This window comes from Mycobacterium sp. NPDC006124 (assembly GCF_040614235.1).
Lineage (GTDB): Bacteria > Actinomycetota > Actinomycetes > Mycobacteriales > Mycobacteriaceae > Mycobacterium.
In genome coordinates, this window is sequence record NZ_JBEXUA010000013.1 from 82,518 (window position 1) to 100,126 (window position 17,609).

Annotated in this window: 17 protein-coding genes and 1 tRNA gene; 5 read left to right on the forward strand and 13 right to left on the reverse strand. The window is 68.7% G+C overall.

The window, feature by feature from the left end:
- The 8 genes from mshC to ABZ195_RS22905 form a co-directional block, all read right to left on the reverse strand.
- On the reverse strand, positions 1-1,239 hold the full coding sequence (gene mshC, locus ABZ195_RS22870; RefSeq protein WP_355221796.1) for a cysteine--1-D-myo-inosityl 2-amino-2-deoxy-alpha-D-glucopyranoside ligase: 1,239 nt from the start codon (positions 1,237-1,239) through the stop codon (positions 1-3).
- 93 nt (positions 1,240-1,332) lie between these two features.
- A complete protein-coding gene (locus tag ABZ195_RS22875; RefSeq protein ID WP_355221797.1) occupies positions 1,333-2,040 on the reverse strand; it encodes a 3'(2'),5'-bisphosphate nucleotidase CysQ in 708 nt (235 codons plus the stop codon).
- A 66-nt stretch (positions 2,041-2,106) separates the two neighbouring features.
- Positions 2,107-2,772 (reverse strand): GNAT family N-acetyltransferase, encoded by a 666-nt coding sequence (locus ABZ195_RS22880; protein WP_355221799.1) that lies wholly within the window; start codon positions 2,770-2,772, stop codon positions 2,107-2,109.
- A 24-nt stretch (positions 2,773-2,796) separates the two neighbouring features.
- Positions 2,797-3,651, reverse strand: coding sequence for an SCO1664 family protein (locus ABZ195_RS22885; RefSeq protein ID WP_355221800.1), 855 nt, complete (start codon positions 3,649-3,651; stop codon positions 2,797-2,799).
- Positions 3,635-4,222: a DUF3090 domain-containing protein gene (locus ABZ195_RS22890; protein WP_355221801.1), complete on the reverse strand. Its 588-nt coding sequence runs from the start codon at positions 4,220-4,222 to the stop codon at positions 3,635-3,637. The genes ABZ195_RS22885 and ABZ195_RS22890 overlap by 17 nt, the downstream gene beginning before the upstream one ends.
- A gap of 75 nt (positions 4,223-4,297) precedes the next feature.
- Positions 4,298-4,975 (reverse strand): histidine phosphatase family protein, encoded by a 678-nt coding sequence (locus ABZ195_RS22895; RefSeq protein ID WP_355221803.1) that lies wholly within the window; start codon positions 4,973-4,975, stop codon positions 4,298-4,300.
- Position 4,976: 1 nt separating this feature from the next.
- Positions 4,977-5,807, reverse strand: coding sequence for an undecaprenyl-diphosphate phosphatase (locus tag ABZ195_RS22900; RefSeq protein ID WP_355221902.1), 831 nt, complete (start codon positions 5,805-5,807; stop codon positions 4,977-4,979).
- A gap of 37 nt (positions 5,808-5,844) precedes the next feature.
- Positions 5,845-6,156, reverse strand: coding sequence for a hypothetical protein (locus ABZ195_RS22905; RefSeq protein WP_355221805.1), 312 nt, complete (start codon positions 6,154-6,156; stop codon positions 5,845-5,847).
- A gap of 148 nt (positions 6,157-6,304) precedes the next feature.
- Here ABZ195_RS22905 and ABZ195_RS22910 point away from each other — a divergent pair, with 148 nt between their 5' ends.
- From ABZ195_RS22910 to ABZ195_RS22920, 3 genes are read left to right on the forward strand one after another with little or no spacing between them, the layout of a single operon-like run.
- Positions 6,305-7,279 carry a hypothetical protein gene (locus ABZ195_RS22910; RefSeq protein WP_355221904.1) on the forward strand — a complete coding sequence of 325 codons (975 nt, stop codon included), beginning with the start codon at positions 6,305-6,307 and terminating at the stop codon, positions 7,277-7,279.
- Positions 7,276-7,530, forward strand: a complete 255-nt coding sequence (locus ABZ195_RS22915) for a DUF5703 family protein (RefSeq protein ID WP_355221807.1) — start codon at positions 7,276-7,278, stop codon at positions 7,528-7,530. Before ABZ195_RS22910 ends, ABZ195_RS22915 begins: the two co-directional genes overlap by 4 nt.
- The gene (locus ABZ195_RS22920) at positions 7,530-8,591 is read left to right on the forward strand and encodes a quinone-dependent dihydroorotate dehydrogenase (protein ID WP_355221906.1); all 1,062 of its coding nucleotides are present in this window, start codon (positions 7,530-7,532) and stop codon (positions 8,589-8,591) included. The genes ABZ195_RS22915 and ABZ195_RS22920 overlap by 1 nt, the downstream gene beginning before the upstream one ends.
- On the opposite strand, the gene ABZ195_RS22925 is transcribed toward ABZ195_RS22920, so the two are convergent.
- Together ABZ195_RS22925 and ABZ195_RS22930 are read right to left on the reverse strand one after the other, a co-directional pair.
- Positions 8,588-9,121 (reverse strand): YbhB/YbcL family Raf kinase inhibitor-like protein, encoded by a 534-nt coding sequence (locus ABZ195_RS22925; RefSeq protein WP_355221808.1) that lies wholly within the window; start codon positions 9,119-9,121, stop codon positions 8,588-8,590. The two genes, ABZ195_RS22920 and ABZ195_RS22925, sit on opposite strands and share 4 nt — an antisense overlap.
- Positions 9,122-9,164: 43 nt before the next feature.
- Positions 9,165-10,508 carry a M20/M25/M40 family metallo-hydrolase gene (locus tag ABZ195_RS22930; RefSeq protein ID WP_355221810.1) on the reverse strand — a complete coding sequence of 448 codons (1,344 nt, stop codon included), beginning with the start codon at positions 10,506-10,508 and terminating at the stop codon, positions 9,165-9,167.
- Positions 10,509-10,575: 67 nt separating this feature from the next.
- Here ABZ195_RS22930 and ABZ195_RS22935 point away from each other — a divergent pair.
- A tRNA-Leu gene (locus tag ABZ195_RS22935) sits at positions 10,576-10,661 on the forward strand.
- 5 nt (positions 10,662-10,666) lie between these two features.
- On the opposite strand, the gene ABZ195_RS22940 is transcribed toward ABZ195_RS22935, so the two are convergent.
- From ABZ195_RS22940 to ABZ195_RS22950, 3 genes are all read right to left on the reverse strand, one after another.
- Positions 10,667-11,761 (reverse strand): alpha/beta hydrolase fold domain-containing protein, encoded by a 1,095-nt coding sequence (locus tag ABZ195_RS22940; RefSeq protein WP_355221812.1) that lies wholly within the window; start codon positions 11,759-11,761, stop codon positions 10,667-10,669.
- Between the two features lie 91 nt (positions 11,762-11,852).
- On the reverse strand, positions 11,853-12,626 hold the full coding sequence (locus ABZ195_RS22945) for a DUF1206 domain-containing protein (protein WP_355221814.1): 774 nt from the start codon (positions 12,624-12,626) through the stop codon (positions 11,853-11,855).
- Between the two features lie 778 nt (positions 12,627-13,404).
- A complete protein-coding gene (locus ABZ195_RS22950; RefSeq protein WP_355221816.1) occupies positions 13,405-13,587 on the reverse strand; it encodes a hypothetical protein in 183 nt (60 codons plus the stop codon).
- A gap of 238 nt (positions 13,588-13,825) precedes the next feature.
- Here ABZ195_RS22950 and ABZ195_RS22955 point away from each other — a divergent pair, with 238 nt between their 5' ends.
- Entirely contained in the window at positions 13,826-17,602 is a 3,777-nt protein-coding gene (locus ABZ195_RS22955) for an Ig-like domain-containing protein (protein ID WP_355221818.1), read from the forward strand.
- The last annotated feature ends 7 nt before the right edge of the window (positions 17,603-17,609 follow it).

Consider the following 17,609-nt stretch of genomic DNA (forward strand, 5'->3'; position numbering starts at 1 on the left):
TTAGAGCGCGATCCCGAGGAGCGCGTCGACGGCCGCGGCGACCCGGCCGGGCGCCGAGGCGTCCTCGCCGCCGTATTCCGTGGCGTCGACGACCCAACCGTCCACGGCGGCAAGCGCCTTGGGGGTGTCGAGGTCGTCGGCGAGGTACCGGCGGACCCGGTCGACCACGTCGGTGGCATCCGGACCGGCGGGCAGCGCCGCGGCAGCGCGCCAGCGGGCCAAGCGGTCCTTGGCGTCGGCGAGCACCGCGTCACTCCAAGTGCGGTCGGCGCGGTAGTGCCCCGCCAGCAGCCCCAGCCGGATGGCGGCGGGGTCGACGCCCTCGGCGCGTAACGTCGAGACCAGAACCAGGTTGCCGCGGCTCTTGCTCATCTTGTGGCCGTCGAGGCCGATCATGCCGGCGTGCACGTAGTGCCTTGCGAATCGCCGTTCCCCCGTTGCCGATTCGGCATGGGCGGCGGAGAACTCGTGGTGCGGGAAGATCAGGTCGCTGCCGCCACCCTGCACGTCGAGGCCGGTGCCGATGCGGTCCAGGGCGATCGCGGCACACTCGACGTGCCAGCCCGGGCGGCCGGGACCGAACGGCGACGGCCAGCTGGGCTCGCCGGGACGCTCCGCCCGCCACAGCAGGGCGTCGAGCGCGTCACCCTTGCCCGCACGGTCGGGGTCGCCGCCGCGTTCGCCGAAGAGCCGCAGCATGGTCTCGCGGTCGTAGCCCGACTCGTACCCGAACTGGGTGGTCGCGTCGGCGCGGAAGTAGACGTCGGGAAATTCGGCGTCCTCCACCACGTACGCCGCCCCGTCGGCGAGCAGTTTCTCCACCAGCTCGATCACCTCGGTGATCGCGTCCGTGGCGGCCACGTAGTCCTGCGGTGGCAGCACCCGCAGCGCCGCCATGTCCTCGCGGAACAGCTGGGTCTCCCGGGCCCCGAGCTCGCGCCAATCGATGCCGTCGCGTTCCGCCCGCTCGAACAACGGGTCGTCGACGTCGGTGACGTTCTGGACGTAGTGCACCCGGTGACCGGCGTCCAACCACGACCGGTAGACCAGGTCGAAGGTCAGGTACGTCGCCGCGTGACCCAGGTGGGTCGCGTCATACGGGGTGATGCCGCAGACGTACATCGTGGCCGTCTCGCCGGCAGCGACGGGACGCACCTGTCCGTCGGCACTGTCGAAGAGGCGCAACGGCGTTCCCACACCGGTGAGCTGCGGAACGGTCGGCGCAGGCCACGATTGCATGGCACCGACTCTAGGGGTTGCGTTCAGTTCGGCCTCCGACGGTGGTTGTCCATGGATGCGACAACCGACGGCACCGATCCATTCCCGAGGCCCCTAGAAGATCGACCGGATCGCCTCGAGCAGAGTGGCGGCCAGCTCCGGGCGGCACATCACGAAGTCCGGCAGATACGGGTCGGGGCGGTTGTACCGCAGCGGCGCGCCGTCCAGACGCGACGCGTGCAGACCGGCCGCCACGACCACGCCCGCCGGGGCCGCCGAGTCCCACTCCCACTGCCCGCCGGCGTGGACGTACGCGTCGACGTCGCCGCGGACGACGGCCATCGCCTTGGCCCCGGCCGAGCCAATGCCGACCAGTTCGACGTCGAGCAAATCCCGCAGCCACCACAGCACCGTGGGCGGCCGGCTGCGGCTGGTCGCGATGCGGATGGGTCCCGGTTGGCGCGGCGGTGGCGGCGGTACGGCGTCGCTGCGGTAGACCTCGCCGAGGGCGGGCAGCCCCACCACGGCATCGGTGATGGCGCCGTGCGGTCCCGCGTCTCGCTGCCACAGCGCGATGTGCACCGCCCAGTCGGTGCGCCCCGGGGTCGAGAACTCCCGGGTGCCGTCGACCGGGTCGACGATCCACACCCGGTCGGCACCGAGGCGCGACAAGTCGTCGGCCGCCTCTTCGGACAGGACGGCGTCGTCGGGCCGGTGCTCGTGAAGCCGGTCCAGGATCAGCGTGTTGGCGGTCCGGTCGCCGGCGTCGCCGAGGTGGTAGTAGTCCTCGAAGCCGATGTCGGCGCGCAGCGCCACCAACATCCGGCCGGCCTCCTCGGCCACTTCCGCGGCGAGCGCCGCATCGCTGATGGGGGGACTAATCGGGTCCTACTTGGGCGTGGCGCCGGGAGCGCGCACCACCATCGGCACCGCCGGGAAGTAGGCCGCCATCTCCGAGCGGCAACGACGCAGGGCGGCGGTGCCGAAGCCGCGGTGCCGGTGCTCGGGATGGATCCAGACCCGGACGTTGACCTCGCCGCCGACGAGCTCACCGAAGACCATTCCGACCTTGTCCGCCCCCTCCTCGGCGACGAACCAGACGGCGTCCTCGTTGGAGACGCGACGCAGCGCCGCGTCGAGTTCGTCGTCGATGTTGCCCGCGGGCCTACCGGAGCCGTCGCCGGTGGCGCCGACGTCGGAGGTCCGGGCGACGAAGAGGTCGCGGTCGGCGTCACGGGAGAAGGTCCGCAGCGACAGGCTCTCCCCCGAGCTGGCGGGCCGCTCACCGAGGGTGAAGGTCAGCTGCTTGTTGAGATCCTCGAGCTCGTCGGCGATCTTGCGCCGCGAGTCGCGGGTGAGCTGGTCGAACGAGATGGTCATCACGGCCTCGCCACCCGTGGACGAGGTGTCGAGCAGCGCGGAGATGGCTTTGACGGCGGCCGCGCGGTCGCCGGCCTCGACGATCGCGTCGAGCACCTCGTGGCGGCGGTCGAGCGCCTTCTGGAGGGCGTCGGCGATCTCCCTGCCGGCGGCGGCGTGATCGTGATCAGTCATGACGACGAGCGTAGAACACGGAGGTCAAAATGCCGGCCATGGGATCGGCCTGCGCTGATCCGGCGACGGCATGACCGGGTTCTGCAGCAGACCAACGGTTCTGGCGTAGAGCGCGTCGATCTCCCGATTGGTGACGTGCGGGCGCAGCGTCTGGTCCAGATCACCCAGCAGGGCGTCCCGCAGGCAGGCGATGTCGCGCAGCGCGTCGTCCTCGACGGGCTTGCCGGCCCAGCCCCACAGCACCGTGCGCAGTTTGTCCTCGGTGTGGAAGCTCACGCCGTGGTCGACGCCGTAGACGCCACCGTCGACGCCGGCCAGGATGTGCCCACCCTTGCGGTCGGCGTTGTTGATGATGACGTCGAAGACCGCCATCCGTTTGAGCCTCGCGTCGTCGGCGTGCACCAGGGTGACCTCGTCGCCCGCGTAGTCGTAGGCCTGCAGCACCGGTAGGAAGCCGGGTGGTATCTCACCGGCGGGCAACAGGTCGACCAGGTCGGGACCGGCGTCGGGGTCGTCGGCGACCTCCGTCTCGTCCAGCACGTCACCGGGTTGGTCGACCCACCGCTGCACCATCCCGCGACCGGCAGGCCCGTCACGAACGACGGTGTGCGGCACCACGTTCCACCCGAGCACGGCAGAAACCAGATAGGCCGACACCTCACGGCCCGCCAGTGTCCCGTCGGGAAAGTCCCACAGCGGAGCCTCCCCTGCGACGGGCTTGTACACGCAATGGACGATCTGCTCGTCCAGGTTCGCCTCGCAGAGGAACGTCGCGTTGCTCGCCGATCGGATGCGCCCGAGGACCGTCAGCGCGCCGGAGCGGAGGACCTCGTCGTCACCTGCGCGGTCACCGGCACTGCGCTCAGAATTCGGCGTCATCGTCGGATTCCGCCAGCATGCCTCGTCGGTAACCGTTGGTACGCACGCAGATGTGTCCTGCGGGGTCCAGCGGTTCGTCGCACAGTGGGCACGGCGGCCGACCCGCGGAGATCACGCGATTGGACCGCGCCGCGAACTCCCGCGCCGACTCCGGCGTCAGGAACACCCGCACCGCGTCGGGTCCGTCCTCGGCGTCGTCGAGCACCACCGACGCGTCGAACTCGGTCTCGGAGACGGCGAGCAGTTCGACCACCACCGTCTCGGCCTCGGAGTCCCAGCCCAGACCCATCGTCCCCACGCGGAACTCCGCGTCGACCGGCGTGATCAGCGGGCTGAGATCCTCGACCTCGTCCGTCTCCGGGGGCACCGGGGTGCCGAAGCGGCGGTTGATCTCCAGCAGGAGGGCGGCGATCCGTTCGGCGAGCACCGCCACCTGTTGCTTCTCCAAGATCACCGACACGACGCGTTCGTCGTGCACGGCCTGGAGGTAGAACGTCCGGTCGCCAGGTTGCCCGACCGTCCCGGCCACGAAGCGGTCGGGTGAGCGGAAGACGTGAATCGAACGGGTCATGGCCCCTTCCAAAATACCGGTATAGCCACCCCATCCGTAATTCGAACGGCGACGCGGAGCGTGTGGGCGGGCCCGTCAGTCGGTGGAACCGCCCACCACCGCGTCCCCCGAGGGCTCGGGTTTGGCCAGCAGCGCGGAGGTCAGCGCGGGGCCGGTGTGGTTGACGTGGAGCACGAATGGGCGCATCGCGGTGTACCGGATGACGCTCATCGACGCCGGGTCGGCGGTGATGCGCTGGAAGCTGTCCAGATGGCTGCCGACCGCGTCGGCGATGACCGACTTGATCACGTCGCCGTGCGTGCAGGCGATCCACAGAACGTCGCCTTCGTGCTGCTCGGCGAGGGTGCGGTCATGATCGCGGATCGCCGCGACCGCCCGGGCCTGAACCTGCGCGAGCCCCTCGCCGTCGGGGAACACCGCGGCGCTGGGCTGCTGCTGGACCACCGCCCACAGCGGCTCCTTGACCAGGTCGGCGATCTTGGACCCGGTCCAGGCGCCGTAGTCGACTTCCGAGAGCCGATCGTCGACGACGGGTTGCAGTCCGAGGGCGGCGGCCAGCGGCGCGACCGTTCGCTCACAGCGCAGAAGCGGGGAGCGCACGATCGCCTTGATCGGGAGGTCCGCCACGCGGGCGACGACCGCATCGGCTTGTTCGCGACCCTTGTCGTCGAGGTCGACGCCCTCGGATCGACCGGCCAGGGTGTGGGCGGTGTTGGAGGTGGAGCGGCCGTGGCGCAGGAGGATGACGGTCATCTCACTGCGCCGCCACTGTGCCGGTGCCGAGCAGGACCAGCAGGGTCACCCCGAGGATGACCCGGTAGCCCACGAACCAGTACATGCCGTGGCGCACCAGGAATTTGAGGAACCAGGACACTGCAGCGAGGCCCACCACGAACGCGATGGCCACCGAGACCACCAGCTGCGGCCCGGAGGCGCTCATGCCGCGGCCGTCGGGATGGAACGCATCGGGCAGGGAGTACAGACCCGAGGCCAGCACGGCGGGGATGGCCAGCAGGAAGCCGAACCGGGCCGCCGCCTCACGCTGCTGCCCCAGGAACAGTCCGGCGCTGATGGTGGCCCCCGACCGCGACACCCCGGGGATCAGCGCCAGGCACTGGGACACGCCGATCACGATGCTGTCCTTCCAGGTGAACCGTTCGATGGGGCGGGTCTGCTTGCCGAAGTACTCGGCGGCGGCGATCACCGCGGAGAACACGACGAGTGCCGTTGCGATGACCCACAGGTTGCGAACGTCGTCACGGATGAAGTGCTTGAAGATCAACCCCGCCGCGCCGATGGGGACGGTGCCGATGATGACCCACCACCCCAGCCAGTAGTCCGACGTGCGGCGCGACGGGTCGCGCAACCCCCCGAACCAGGCCACGACGATGCGGCCGATGTCCTTGGCGAAGTAGATCAGTACCGCGAGTTCGGTACCCAGCTGACTGACCGCGGTGAAGGACGCGCCGGCGTCGTCGGCGAAGAACAGCTGCGAGACGATGGCCAGGTGCCCGGATGACGACACCGGCAGGAACTCCGTCAGCCCCTGGACCACCGACAGCACGACGACCTGCAGCCACGACATCTCCATCACGCCGAAGACCGTACCGCGCGGCGTGGCCTCAGCGAACGGTGCGCGGCACCGGCTGGGCGTCGTTGACGGCGTCTCGGACGGCCGCCGTGAGGCTGCGTTCGTCGCCGACGTCGACGTGTTCGAGGCTGCGGGTGGCCGCCGCCACGACGTCCTCCTCGACCGGGACCGGACCGCGAAGCCGTGGCCGGTACACCTCGACGGTGAGGTGTCGCCGGTCGACTTGGAACGAGAAGCTGCGACCGTCTCCGACGCGGCCGAAGCCGCTGGCATGCAGACCGGTGGACACCACTTCGACGCCGAATCCGCTGCCCGACGGGTCGTCGGCGGAGGCCATGGACATGTCGGAACCATACCGCCGGGGTGGTGTCACGGCGTGCCTAAACTGGCCCTTCAGTCCCCAATCCCATCCCATCGGAGAGGTCTACCCCGTGCCATCGCCCCCAACACCGCGGCGCCGCCTGGTTCACGGCGCCGTCCTGATCGTGGCGATGGGCACCCTCGTGTCCTGCGGCTCCAAGTCCGCCGACGCTCCCCCGCCCACCATCGCGCCCGCCACCGCCGCGGTGTCCCCGGCGAACTCGGAGGCCCCCGCCGGTGCGGTGCGACCGCTGGCCGGCCGCGGCGAGGCCGTCGTGTTCGACGCAAAGACGTCGTCGTCGGTGGTGCTGAGCACCGATGCGGCAGGGGGTTCGGCACTGGTCACGTTCCCGGTCGTCACGGGGCCGTCGCGTACGGTGCCGCTGCCCAGCCCGGCGACGGCCATCGCCGGCGACGGTGCCGGCACCGTGTACGCGGCGAGCAAGGGCGGGTACTTCGCGGTGGATCTCGGCGGTGACGGCCAGGTGGTCCGGCGCGACGTCGACGGCGAACGCGACACCGACTTCACTGCCGTCACTCGTCGCGCGGACGGCAAGATGGTGCTCGGCAGCGCCTCCGGTGCGGTGTACACGTTGAGTTCCGACACCGCGGTTGGTGCGCGGTTGCAGATCTTCGCCCGCGTGGACGCCCTTGTCGCAGAGGGCGATACGGTCGCCGTCCTGGACCGGGGTCAGACGTCGGTGACGACGGTCGACCCGTCGGGCACCAAGCAGCAGCACGCGCTGCGGGCTGGCGAGGGCGCCACCACCATGGCGGGCGACCCGGCGGGCCGCATCCTGGTGGCCGACACCCGTGGGGAGGCCCTGCTGGTCTTCGGCTCCGACCCGCTGATGTTGAGGCAGCAGTACCCGGTCAAGGGCGCCCCGTTCGGCCTGGCCGGGTCGTCGCGGCTGGCGTGGGTGTCCGAAACTGCGACCAACACCGTCGTTGGTTACGATCTGGCGACCGGAATACCCGTCGAGAAGGTGCGTTATCGAACCGTGCAGCAACCGAACTCCATGACATACGACGACCGGACCGGAACACTCTTCGTGGTGTCCGGATCGGGCGCGGGCGTGCAGATCGTCCCCCGGGCGGGCCGGTGAGCGGCCATCAGCGGGGACGCATGCCGGCCGCGTGGGAGGCCGACCTCTCCGACGAGTACGAATGGGTGCCGCTGCGACTGCCTCCCGACGTGACGCGGGTGTCTGCGTCGATCCGACTGTCGATCGAGGCCGAGTACCGGGGCTGGGAGCTGACCAGGGTTCGGCTCTACACCGACGGAAGTCGCCGAGTTCTGTTGCGGCGCAGGAAGTCTGCGGCGTGGGCGAGCGTCGACGGTCAGCCCGCCTCGTGATCTACCAGGCCCTGCGACGACTGCTGTTCCTCGTCCCGCCCGAGCGCATCCACACCCTGGTCTTCACCCTGCTGCGGCTGGTCACCAGGCCGGCGCCGCTGCGCCGGGTCCTCACCGGGTGGCTGGCCCCGCGCGATCCCGTCCTGGCCAGCACGGTGTTTGGCGTCCGGTTTCCGGGTCCGGTCGGCCTGGCCGCCGGCTTCGACAAGGACGGGACGGGCCTCGACACCTGGGGCGCATTGGGTTTCGGCTATGCCGAGGTGGGCACCGTGACCGCCCACGCGCAGCCGGGTAACCCCGCACCGCGCATGTTCCGGCTACCCGAGGACCGCGCCCTGCTCAACCGCATGGGCTTCAACAATCACGGCGCGGGTGCGCTGGCGCTGAAGTTGAGCCGCCACCATGCCGCGGTGCCGATCGGGGCCAACATCGGCAAGACCAAGGCGACGCCCGCCGAGGACGCCGTCGCCGACTACTCCGAGAGCGCGCGACTCGTCGGCCCGCTGGCGTCGTTCCTGGTGGTCAACGTCAGCTCCCCCAACACCCCCGGCCTTCGTGACCTGCAGGCCGTGGCATCGCTGCGGCCGATCCTGGCTGCGGTCCGCGCAGAGACCACGACACCGGTGCTGGTGAAGATCGCGCCGGACCTGTCGGACTCCGACGTCGACGAGATAGCCGACCTGGCAGTCGAATTGGGCCTGGCCGGCATCGTCGCAACCAACACCACCGTCTCGCGCGCCGAACTGCTCACCCCGGGCGTCGACGCGCTGGGAGCCGGTGGCGTCTCCGGACCGCCCGTCGCGCGCCGTTCGGTCGAGGTGCTTCGACGGCTCTACGCCCGCGTCGGAGACCGGCTGGTGCTGATCAGCGTCGGCGGCATCGAGACCCCCGACGACGCCTGGGAACGCATCGTCGCCGGGGCGTCACTGCTGCAGGGCTACACCGGCTTCGTCTACGGCGGCGGGTCGTGGGCCAAACGGATTCACGACGGGCTGGCCGAGCGGCTGCACGCCGGCGGCTTCGCCTCGCTCGCCGACGCCGTGGGATCGGCCGCCCGCTAGCTCTCCTTCACCTCGTAGGTGCCCATGATGACGGCGCGGGCGATGGCGTGGCTGAACAGGTTGAAGCCCAGGTAGGCCGGTGTCGCGTTCTCGGGGATGTCGAGCTTCTCCACGTCGACTGCGTGCACGGCGATGAAGTAGCGGTGCGGACCGTGCCCCGGCGGCGGCGCGGCGCCGATGAAGCGCTTGAGCCCGGCGTCGTTGGCGAGCGTCAGCGCGTCCCCGGGGAAACCGCTGTGGCTGCCGTCGCCCACGCCCTCGGGCAGCTCGGTGACGGTGGCGGGCAGGTTGGCCACCGCCCAGTGCCAGAAGCCCGAGGCGGTCGGGGCGTCGGGGTCATACATCGTCACCGCGAAACTGCGCGTCGTCTCGGGGAAGCCCGACCAGCTGAGCTGCGGGGAGACGTCCGAACCACCGGCGCCCATGATGCCGCTGACCTGATCGTTGGCCAGCGGTTGGCCGTCGGCGACCGACGTCGAGGTCAGGGTGAAGCCGGGCAGCTGGGGAAGGTCGTCATACGGGGTGCTCATCGGATCCTCTCGGTGATACGTGCGGTTCAACAGTGCAGGTCGGTTAGCAGTGCAACAGGAAGCGCCCGAGGACCTCGGTCCCGAACGTCAGCGATTCCACGGGTACCCGTTCGTCGACGCCGTGGAACAACGCGGCGAAGTCGAGTTCGGGCGGCAGCCGCAGCGGGATGAATCCGAAGCAGCGAATGCCCAGCCGGGCAAAGTGTTTGGCGTCGGTGCCGCCGGAGAGCATGTAGGGCACGATGCGCGCCTCGGGGTCGACCGCCAGCAGCGCGGCGTTCATGGCGTCGACCAGCTCGCCGTCGAAGGTGGTCTCGTAGGCGGGCAGGTCGGTGATCCACTCCCGGGTGACGTTCGGTCCGATCAGTTCGTCGACCGCGGCCTCGAACTCCGCGGCGTGCCCGGGCAGGATCCGGCAGTCCACCACGGCCTGAGCAGACCCCGGAATCACGTTGGCCTTGTAGCCGGCGTCGAGCATCGTCGGATTGGCCGAGTCGCGCAGCGTCGCACCGACGATGCGTCCGATCGGACCCAGCTTGGCGACGACGCCGTCCAGGTCCGGCGAGTCCGCGTCGAAGGAGTGCCCGGTCTCCTCGCCGACGGCGGTGAGGAACTGGGCGACGGTGTCGGTCAGCACCACCGGAAACTGGTGTCGGCCCAGCCGGTCCACCGCGCCGGCCAGGGTGGTGACGGCGTTGTCGTCGTGGACGAACGAGCCGTGCCCCGCGCGGCCGCGGGCGGTGAGGCGCATCCAGCGCATGCCCTTCTCGGCCGTCTCGATGAGATACAGCCGCTTGTCGCCGCCGTCGCGGTGCGGCACCGTCAGCGAGAAGCCGCCGACCTCGCCGATCGCCTCGGTGACGCCCTCGAAGAGGTCGGGACGGTTCTCGACGAGCCAGCCGCAGCCGTACTTGCCGCCGGCCTCCTCGTCGGCGACGAAGGCGAACACCAGGTCCCGGGGCGGCACGGTTCCCGAGAGCTTCAGGTACCGCGCGACGGCGATCATCATGCCGATCATGTTCTTCATGTCGATCGCGCCGCGGCCCCACACGTAGCCGTCGGACACGGCGCCGGAGAACGGGTGCACGCTCCAGTCGGCGGCCTCTGCGGGCACCACGTCGAGGTGCCCGTGCACGAGCAGCGCACCGCGGCTGCGGTCGGCGCCCGCCAGCCGGGTCACCACGTTGCCGCGGCCCGGGGCGCCGGACTCGACGTACTCGCACTCGTAGCCCACCTCTTCGAGCCGAGCGGCGACCCAGCGCGCGCACTCCGCCTCGCCCTTGGTGGTCTCGAGCTCACCGGTGTTCGACGTGTCGAAGCGGATCAGCGAGCTCACGAGCTCGACGACCTCGTCGGACGCTTGCGGGAAGTCAGTCACGGTCACCATTCGTACCACTGCCCTCTCCGGCCCGTTTTGGTCCGGGCCCCGGAATCCGTTAGCCTTAGGCGCTCTTGTCCGAGTGGCGGAATGGCAGACGCGCTAGCTTGAGGTGCTAGTGCCCTATTAATGGGCGTGGGGGTTCAAGTCCCCCCTCGGACACTCCTTCAGTTCATGGTTCTCCCAAGCCCGCGGGCGAAGTCGACGACATCGTGCAGGGCCCGTTCGAACAGATCCGGCACGAACGCTCCCATCAACTGCTCGCAAGCGTGCCCGATGCCGTTGTAGGTGTGCCCGGTCGCGTCGACGCCCGCCCGCTGCAGGGCCCGCAGGAACGCCAGCCCCTCGTCGCGCAGTGGGTCGATCTCGTCGGTCGTGACGACGTGCGGGGGCAGCCCCCGCAGGTCTTCCTCCGTCGCGTAGTACGGCCACGCCAGGGGGTCGCGGTCGTGCTCCCCCGACGGGTCGTAGAGCGCCGCCATCAGCGTCATGACCGACGGACTCAGGATGTAGCCCTCGTTCTCCACCAGCGACGGCAGCGCCGGGTTGGGCACGTCGTACCCGCCGTAGACGAACGGCACCTGGGCGTACACCCCGTCGACGTGATCCAGCCGTCCCTCGCGCTTGGCCTTCAACGCCGTCGCGATCGACAGGTTGCCGCCGCCGGACTCGCCGGTCACGACGATCGACGTCAGTCCGAGTCCCTCGCGCTGAGCGTGCATCCAATCCAGCGCACTGGCACAGTCGTTCAGGCCGGCGGGAAACGGGTGCGGTCCAAGCACTCCGGCCGAGTTGCGGAACTCCACTCCGACGACGACGCACCCGCGGGCGGCGAGGTGATCGCGCCACAGCGCGGCGGACCGGTCGGCGGCGGTGAGGATCGCCATCCCGCCGCCGTGCAGATGCAACAGGCCCGGCAGCGGCATCGACACCCCGATCGGCCGGTGCACGTAGAGCGCGATGTCGTTGCCGTCGACTCCGGTGATGCTCAGGCGCCGACACTCGACGCCCTGGGCGGCCGGGACGTCGGCGAGCAGCGCGCCGAACAGTCCGTCGAAACCCTGCTCGGTGGCCGCGGCCACGGCGAGGCGTTCCTCGAGCGCCGAATGCCTGGTGACGGGAACGTCGGCGGCCTTGGCGCCGAGCCCGAACGGGGCGATGGCGGCGAGCATCCGCGGATCGGCGCGCGGATCGGTGCGCATTTCCATGGTCGGGTCGCCAAGGCGGCCCGGCAGATTCACGTTCGCGGTAGATGCTGCCATGGTGCGAAACCTACACCTCGGCGGCGGCTGCCACCGGTGAAGGCGTCGGCGACGACGAGCAGATCGCCGTGCGTCGAATGCGGTTGAGCCGTCACATCTTTGCGTGGCGGGCGCGCACGAAGCCGTACGCGCCATACGCGGCGAGGCCGACCGCGGCGAGCAGCAGCAAGAACTTGCCGAACGGTGCCGCGCCCAGAGTCTTCACGGCGGAGTCGATTCCGGAGGCCTTCGCAGGGTCCGCGGTGAAGGTGGCCACGACGACCAAGATGCCCGCACCCGCCAGCACCAAGCCCTTGGCGGCGTAGCCGACGACGCCCACCCAGGTGACGGCCGTGCCCTTCGCCACGTCGAGCTCCTCGAGGAACTTCTTGGTGACGCCCTTGTACACGTGGTAGCCGCCGACGCCGATGATGACTAGGGCAACGACGATCAGAAGTACCTTTCCCCAACCGGATTGCATCATCTGGGCACTCAGGCCCGCGTTCTGCTGACCACTGGACTTGCCACTGCCCGTCGCGAACTTGCCGGCCGAGAAGGCCAGGGAGAGGTAGACCACGCCGACGGCGGCGGACTTCACCCGATTCTTGGCGTCGTCTTCGAGGAACGTCTCGACGAGATACCAGACGCCGAGCGCGGCGAGGACAACGGTGGCAACCCACAGCATGATTGCGCCGCCGGGTTGGGCGGCCAGGGTGGCGAGCGCCCCGGACTGGTCGGCGTTACCGCCGGCGCCGAGCGCCAACTGCGCGACGATGAAGGCGATCAGGAGGTGCAGCAGTCCGCTGACGGCGAAGCCGGCCCGCGCCGCGCGTTCGAACCAGACGTTGTCGTGGGCGGTGTGGGCCGCCGACCGGGTGTCCACCATGGCCCGGGTGTACCCCGGGCCCCGCGGGCCAAACCGAATAATTGACGGCAATGCAGACGAAAACGAGGCGACATCAGCGCCACGATTCGTGGGTCAGCCGCCCCAGCGAGAGGGCAGCGCTCCGGCCCATCGCCGCACGGGCAACTCCTCGACGAACATCGCTCAACGTCCATGTCGAGAGAACGTTTCTGTGTTTACAGCCCACAGCAAGCCTGCGAAGACCGCGGCGTGGCCCGACGACCATGGTCGTGACGGAGAGCGAGTTTTACGGCAACCGAACGGACGCCTGTCCCATGCGACGCTGGCGGCGGGCGTAGAGCGATCGAGGGTCCGATGAGGCAAACACTAGGGCAATCCCCGATTCCTGAAGATGCGCTGACTTATAGCCTCCGGATTGCTGTGAGTTGCCGGCAACGATGCGGGCCGCAGTTGTGGGGGGAGTCATCGTGGGTCATGCGAAGTATGTCGGCCGGGTCGGAGCGCTCGCGGTCGCATTGGGCATCGGTACGGCACTAGTCACAACCCCCGGGCTTGCGTGGGCTGACGACACCCCCGGCTCAGACGTAGCGAACAACCCAGCCCCCGGCGGGGACTCACCGGGTGACACCACCGACAACGACACCAACCCCACGCGCGACAATGACGGCCCCCCGCAGAGCCACGTCGGCAGCAGCCCCGTCGAAAGCGGCAGCGGGAGCAACTCGGGAACCACCACGATCAGCGTCGGTGGCGCGCCGACCGTCTCGATAAACGCCCAGACCACCGTCACGACGGCGACTCAGACGGACGACACCACGCCTTCCTCCAGCGTGCCGACATCCAGCGCCCCAGTCGCGGATCCGCCGTCGACGGCGCCGGCGACAGTCGAACCGACGGCCACGGTGGTGGCGCCGACGTCTCCAGCGGCGGTGCCCGTGGATCCCACCTCGGTCATCCCGACCAGCGCGGCGCCAGTGCCCACCTCGGGTACCCCTCCGACGGGTGCCGACCACGGTGCGAATCAGACACCAAATACGGGTGCGAACGCGGTGGGCACCCCCTCGACCGGCGTAACGGGTTCACTGGAGGACCTGTCAGCCAACGCCGTCTTGAACGCAGGCCCGTCCGCCTCCGCGCGAATGATCAATTCGGCCGCACCCAACGCTAATGCGCTGGCTGCCGACCCAGCTGCGCCCTACGTACTGCCGAATCCGCCGACGGTGACCACCCCGCCAGTCGACCCGATCGCCGCGCTGATTGCCTTGCCGGGCAATATCGTGTCCTTTGCGGTGGATCTGATCGCCGCGGTATTCACGCCGCTCTTCACCGGTGGGCCTTCCGTGCCAGCCGATACCCCGGTGCTGTGGGCAGTGCTGGCGCTCGTACGCCGTCAATTCTTCAACACGAGCCCCACTCTGGCCCCGGCGAATCAGGTCGCCAATCCGACGACCGGCCAGCTCTACGGCACCCTTGGCGCGACCGACGCCGACGGCGACCCCCTGACCTATGAGGTGCTTCAAGGTCCGGCTCACGGCATCGTGGCGGTGAACGCCAACGGTCAGTACGTCTACCAGCCCACCGCCGGCTACGTCGGTGCGGACAGCTTCACCGTGGCAGTCAGCGACGGCGGGGCCCACGTGCACGGGCTGTCGGGGTTGGCGTCGCCGTACGGCCCGCACGCCACGGTGGCCACCATCGGTTTGACCGCCGTCACCGTCGTCACCGGTGCCAACACCCCGCCTGTCATCGTCGCTCCGGGCGTGCTCGATCCCGTCACCGGGGCCACCCGGTACACCGTCACCACCACCGACTCACCCGGAGACACCGTCACCGTCGCCGTCACCACCCCGCCGGTCCGAGGCACCCTGGCCCAGGATTCCACCGATCCACTGGTGTACGTGTACACGCCCGACGCGACTTACGCTCACAGCCTGGCTCTAGGCGGGAACAGGAATCCCGGCGCAGACACGATCACGTTCACCGCCACCGATTCAGCAGGGGCAACAGCCGCGGTGACGGTCGCCCCTGTGATCACCCCGGTCAACGCCGCTCCCACCCTGAGCATCGTCACCGAACCGACCGGGGCCGCCAATGGTGCGGTGAAGGTCACCATCACCTATGCCGACGCCGACGGTGACACTCCCTTGACGGCGACGACCTCTACACCGCAATACGGTTACTACGCATACACGGTCGACGGTCCCGCGGTCACCATCACCAGCCCGAGCCCAGTCCCGGGGTCCGCCGCCCCGACCACCAACGTCGCCTACTACATCCCCAACCCCGCCACCCCCGGCACCGAGACCCTGTCGTTCTCTCTGACCGACGGCTACGGCGGCACCGTCGTCAGAACCCAGACGGTCACCGTCGATCCGGCGGTCAACCATGCCCCCACGGTCACGTTGACCACCACGCCGACCGGGGCGGCCGACGGGTCTCTTTACGTCACCATCACCTATGGCGAACAGGACGATGACGTCGTCATCGCCACTCTCTCGACCCCGGAGCACGGGATCTATACCTACGAAGGGCAGGTCATCAGCGGTTTCACCTCTGATCCTGTCGACTTCGGACCGGGAGAGCAATCAATCACGCTCGTCTACACCCCCAACCCCAGTAAACCCGGCACCGAGACCATCTCGTTCACCCTGAAAGACGCTGCCGGCCTGAGCGCGAAGGCCAGCACGGACGTCGTCGTCAGCGGCACCGGGGTCAACCAGAACCCGTTGGGCTACATCACGATTGGAGAACCCGGAGGGAACGGCGCCGTAGACGTCGCGGTGACCTTCTACGATCCCGAGGGCGATGACGTCACGGTGTTCTACCCCATCCCCGACGCCGGGACGCTGACCTACGTCGACAGCACCTACGACGAAGACTCCGGGCAGACCACCCAGTTCTACGTGTATCAGCCCTACGCTCCATCCCGCGGCGCCGCCTACTACACCGACGGCGACGACGTCGAGACGCTCGTTTTCGACATCAGTGACACCGACGACGAATTCGGCGACAACACCGTCATCGAGGTCGACGTCCCCATCAGCCCGCTGGCGCCGGTCGTGAACAATCACGCACCCACCGTCACGCTGACCAGTGGACCCACCGGTGACGCCGACGGGTCTGTTCTGGTCACCATCAACTTCGGTGAGGAGGACGACGACAACGTCACCTTGACGTTGTCCGACCCCGAGCACGGCACGTACGACTATGGTCAGGGCCCCCAAGCCACCGGGTTCACCGTCACCGGTCCGTTCGGACCCATTCAGAACACCGTGACACTCCGCTACATCCCCGATCCGACCAAACCCGGTACCGAGACGATCTCCTTCACCCTCACCGACGCCGCGGGTGAGATCGCCAGCGACAGCGTCGACGTCATCGTCTCCGGAAACGACGGATACGTCGTCACCACACCGATCAACGGGGCGCCCAGTCAGACGGACGGCAGAGTGACCGGATCGTTCGTGTTCGTCAGTCCGGACGGAGCCGCCATCGCGGCCCTCGTCGCCGAGGAAGATCAGCCGACCTACGGGACCGTCGAGGTCACCGTCGCTCCGAGCGGTGTGGCCAATTCGTACACCGTGACGTACGTCTACACGCCGGACCCCCTGGCCCGCTTGGACGCCTTCTCGGGCGGCCCGACCGAAGACACCTTCGTCGTAAGCATCAGCGGGACATCGGGTGTCGTGCAGGTCGCGTCGTTCGCCAGAACGGCAGCTCCGTTCGCAGCCGCCGGCGCACCGAGGCCGGTGCCAGTCACGGTGCCCGTCGCTCCGGCGAATTCCGTGGTCCTCGATACGTGGCCAAATGACTACGCCACAGACAACGCGGTCGTCGCGGCCGACGGCACCATCTATCAGCCGTACAGCTCACCCGATGGCGGGACGTACATCCGCATCCTCGGACGCGGCACGCCCATCCCCATCGAGGGCGGGATTCAGAGCATCCGGGCGGTGGGCTCGACGGTGGTAGTGGCCAGTTCGATTTCCGGGAGCCAGCGCAGTGTCATCTCCTTCATCACCCCTGACGGAGAGGTGACTGCATTCGACGCACCCGTCGGGATCGACGCACATGACGTCTTCGTGAGCGACGGCGTCGTCTACCTGCACAACCAGGACCATCTCTACCGGGTGACGCCTGCAGGAGTGAGCCCCGACCTGTCTCCGTTCCCCGATTCGTTCGCGTCGACGTTCATCGTCGGGAACACCGTGTATTACGCGAAGAACATCGGAACCAACTCGGTGGGGCTCTACAAAGTCGGCTTGGCAGCTCCAATGACTACGTTCGTCGTCGATGCTACTCATCGCTTCGGGGTGTATGGAGGCGCCAACGGTCTCCTTTACGCCGCTGCGCAGAATTTCACGGGCTCCACTCCGGTGCAGACCCTGTACGTCTTCGAGTCGTCGTCGAATGTCCCCACCACGTTCAACGTCGGCAACGACTTCTCCTTGAGCGTGAACGCTTACGGAGTGGCTCCTGATGGCACGCTATTCCTGAATGTCGTTGGTACGAACAGGTATTCGACGCATTTCAGCCCGGGAGCCAGCAGCTTCTCGCCGCTCGTGCAAGTGCCAGCGGTTGGCTATCCAGTGTCGACGGTTTACGGTCCGTCGTCGGCCTACAATCTCCAGAGCGTGAGCAACGGCAGCGCCGCCCCCACGATCGTCGTCGTCAACCTCTTCAACGGGGCATCCAGCGCATCCATCGCGGGGTACGCACCATTTCCGCTGACGGTTGGTCCCGACGGTAACGCCTACCTCGCCGTGTTTCCCAGTCAGGGAGCCGTCGAGGTGTGGAGGGTGGGGCCCGACGGCGGTACGGCGAAGGTGTACACCGGCGACTCCGCCCTCTTGGCCTATGGCAACAACGCCTTCACGCTCGGCCCCGTTGCAGTCGGACCCGACGGCAGGATCTATGTCACCAACAACGTGGCGAACGGCCAACCTGGCGATCCGGGCGCCTCCAACACGATCCAGCTGATTGCAATAGCGGGCTGACAACCGG

What these genes read in the sequence shown, in the direction of transcription:
- ABZ195_RS22925 (WP_355221808.1), bottom strand. Translation starts at nt 9,121, where the DNA reads ATGAGCACCCCGTATGACGACCTTCCCCAGCTGCCCGGCTTCACCCTG.
- ABZ195_RS22945 (WP_355221814.1), bottom strand. Translation starts at nt 12,626, where the DNA reads ATGGTGGACACCCGGTCGGCGGCCCACACCGCCCACGACAACGTCTGG.
- ABZ195_RS22905 (WP_355221805.1), bottom strand. Translation starts at nt 6,156, where the DNA reads ATGTCCATGGCCTCCGCCGACGACCCGTCGGGCAGCGGATTCGGCGTC.
- ABZ195_RS22895 (WP_355221803.1), bottom strand. Translation starts at nt 4,975, where the DNA reads ATGACCGTCATCCTCCTGCGCCACGGCCGCTCCACCTCCAACACCGCC.
- ABZ195_RS22875 (WP_355221797.1), bottom strand. Translation starts at nt 2,040, where the DNA reads ATGTTGGTGGCGCTGCGCGCCGACATCGGCTTCGAGGACTACTACCAC.
- mshC (WP_355221796.1), bottom strand. Translation starts at nt 1,239, where the DNA reads ATGCAATCGTGGCCTGCGCCGACCGTTCCGCAGCTCACCGGTGTGGGA.
- ABZ195_RS22890 (WP_355221801.1), bottom strand. Translation starts at nt 4,222, where the DNA reads ATGACCCGTTCGATTCACGTCTTCCGCTCACCCGACCGCTTCGTGGCC.
- ABZ195_RS22940 (WP_355221812.1), bottom strand. Translation starts at nt 11,761, where the DNA reads ATGGCAGCATCTACCGCGAACGTGAATCTGCCGGGCCGCCTTGGCGAC.
- ABZ195_RS22885 (WP_355221800.1), bottom strand. Translation starts at nt 3,651, where the DNA reads ATGACGCCGAATTCTGAGCGCAGTGCCGGTGACCGCGCAGGTGACGAC.
- ABZ195_RS22900 (WP_355221902.1), bottom strand. Translation starts at nt 5,807, where the DNA reads ATGTCGTGGCTGCAGGTCGTCGTGCTGTCGGTGGTCCAGGGGCTGACG.
- ABZ195_RS22910 (WP_355221904.1), top strand. Translation starts at nt 6,305, where the DNA reads ATGGGCACCCTCGTGTCCTGCGGCTCCAAGTCCGCCGACGCTCCCCCG.
- ABZ195_RS22880 (WP_355221799.1), bottom strand. Translation starts at nt 2,772, where the DNA reads ATGACTGATCACGATCACGCCGCCGCCGGCAGGGAGATCGCCGACGCC.
- ABZ195_RS22930 (WP_355221810.1), bottom strand. Translation starts at nt 10,508, where the DNA reads ATGGTGACCGTGACTGACTTCCCGCAAGCGTCCGACGAGGTCGTCGAG.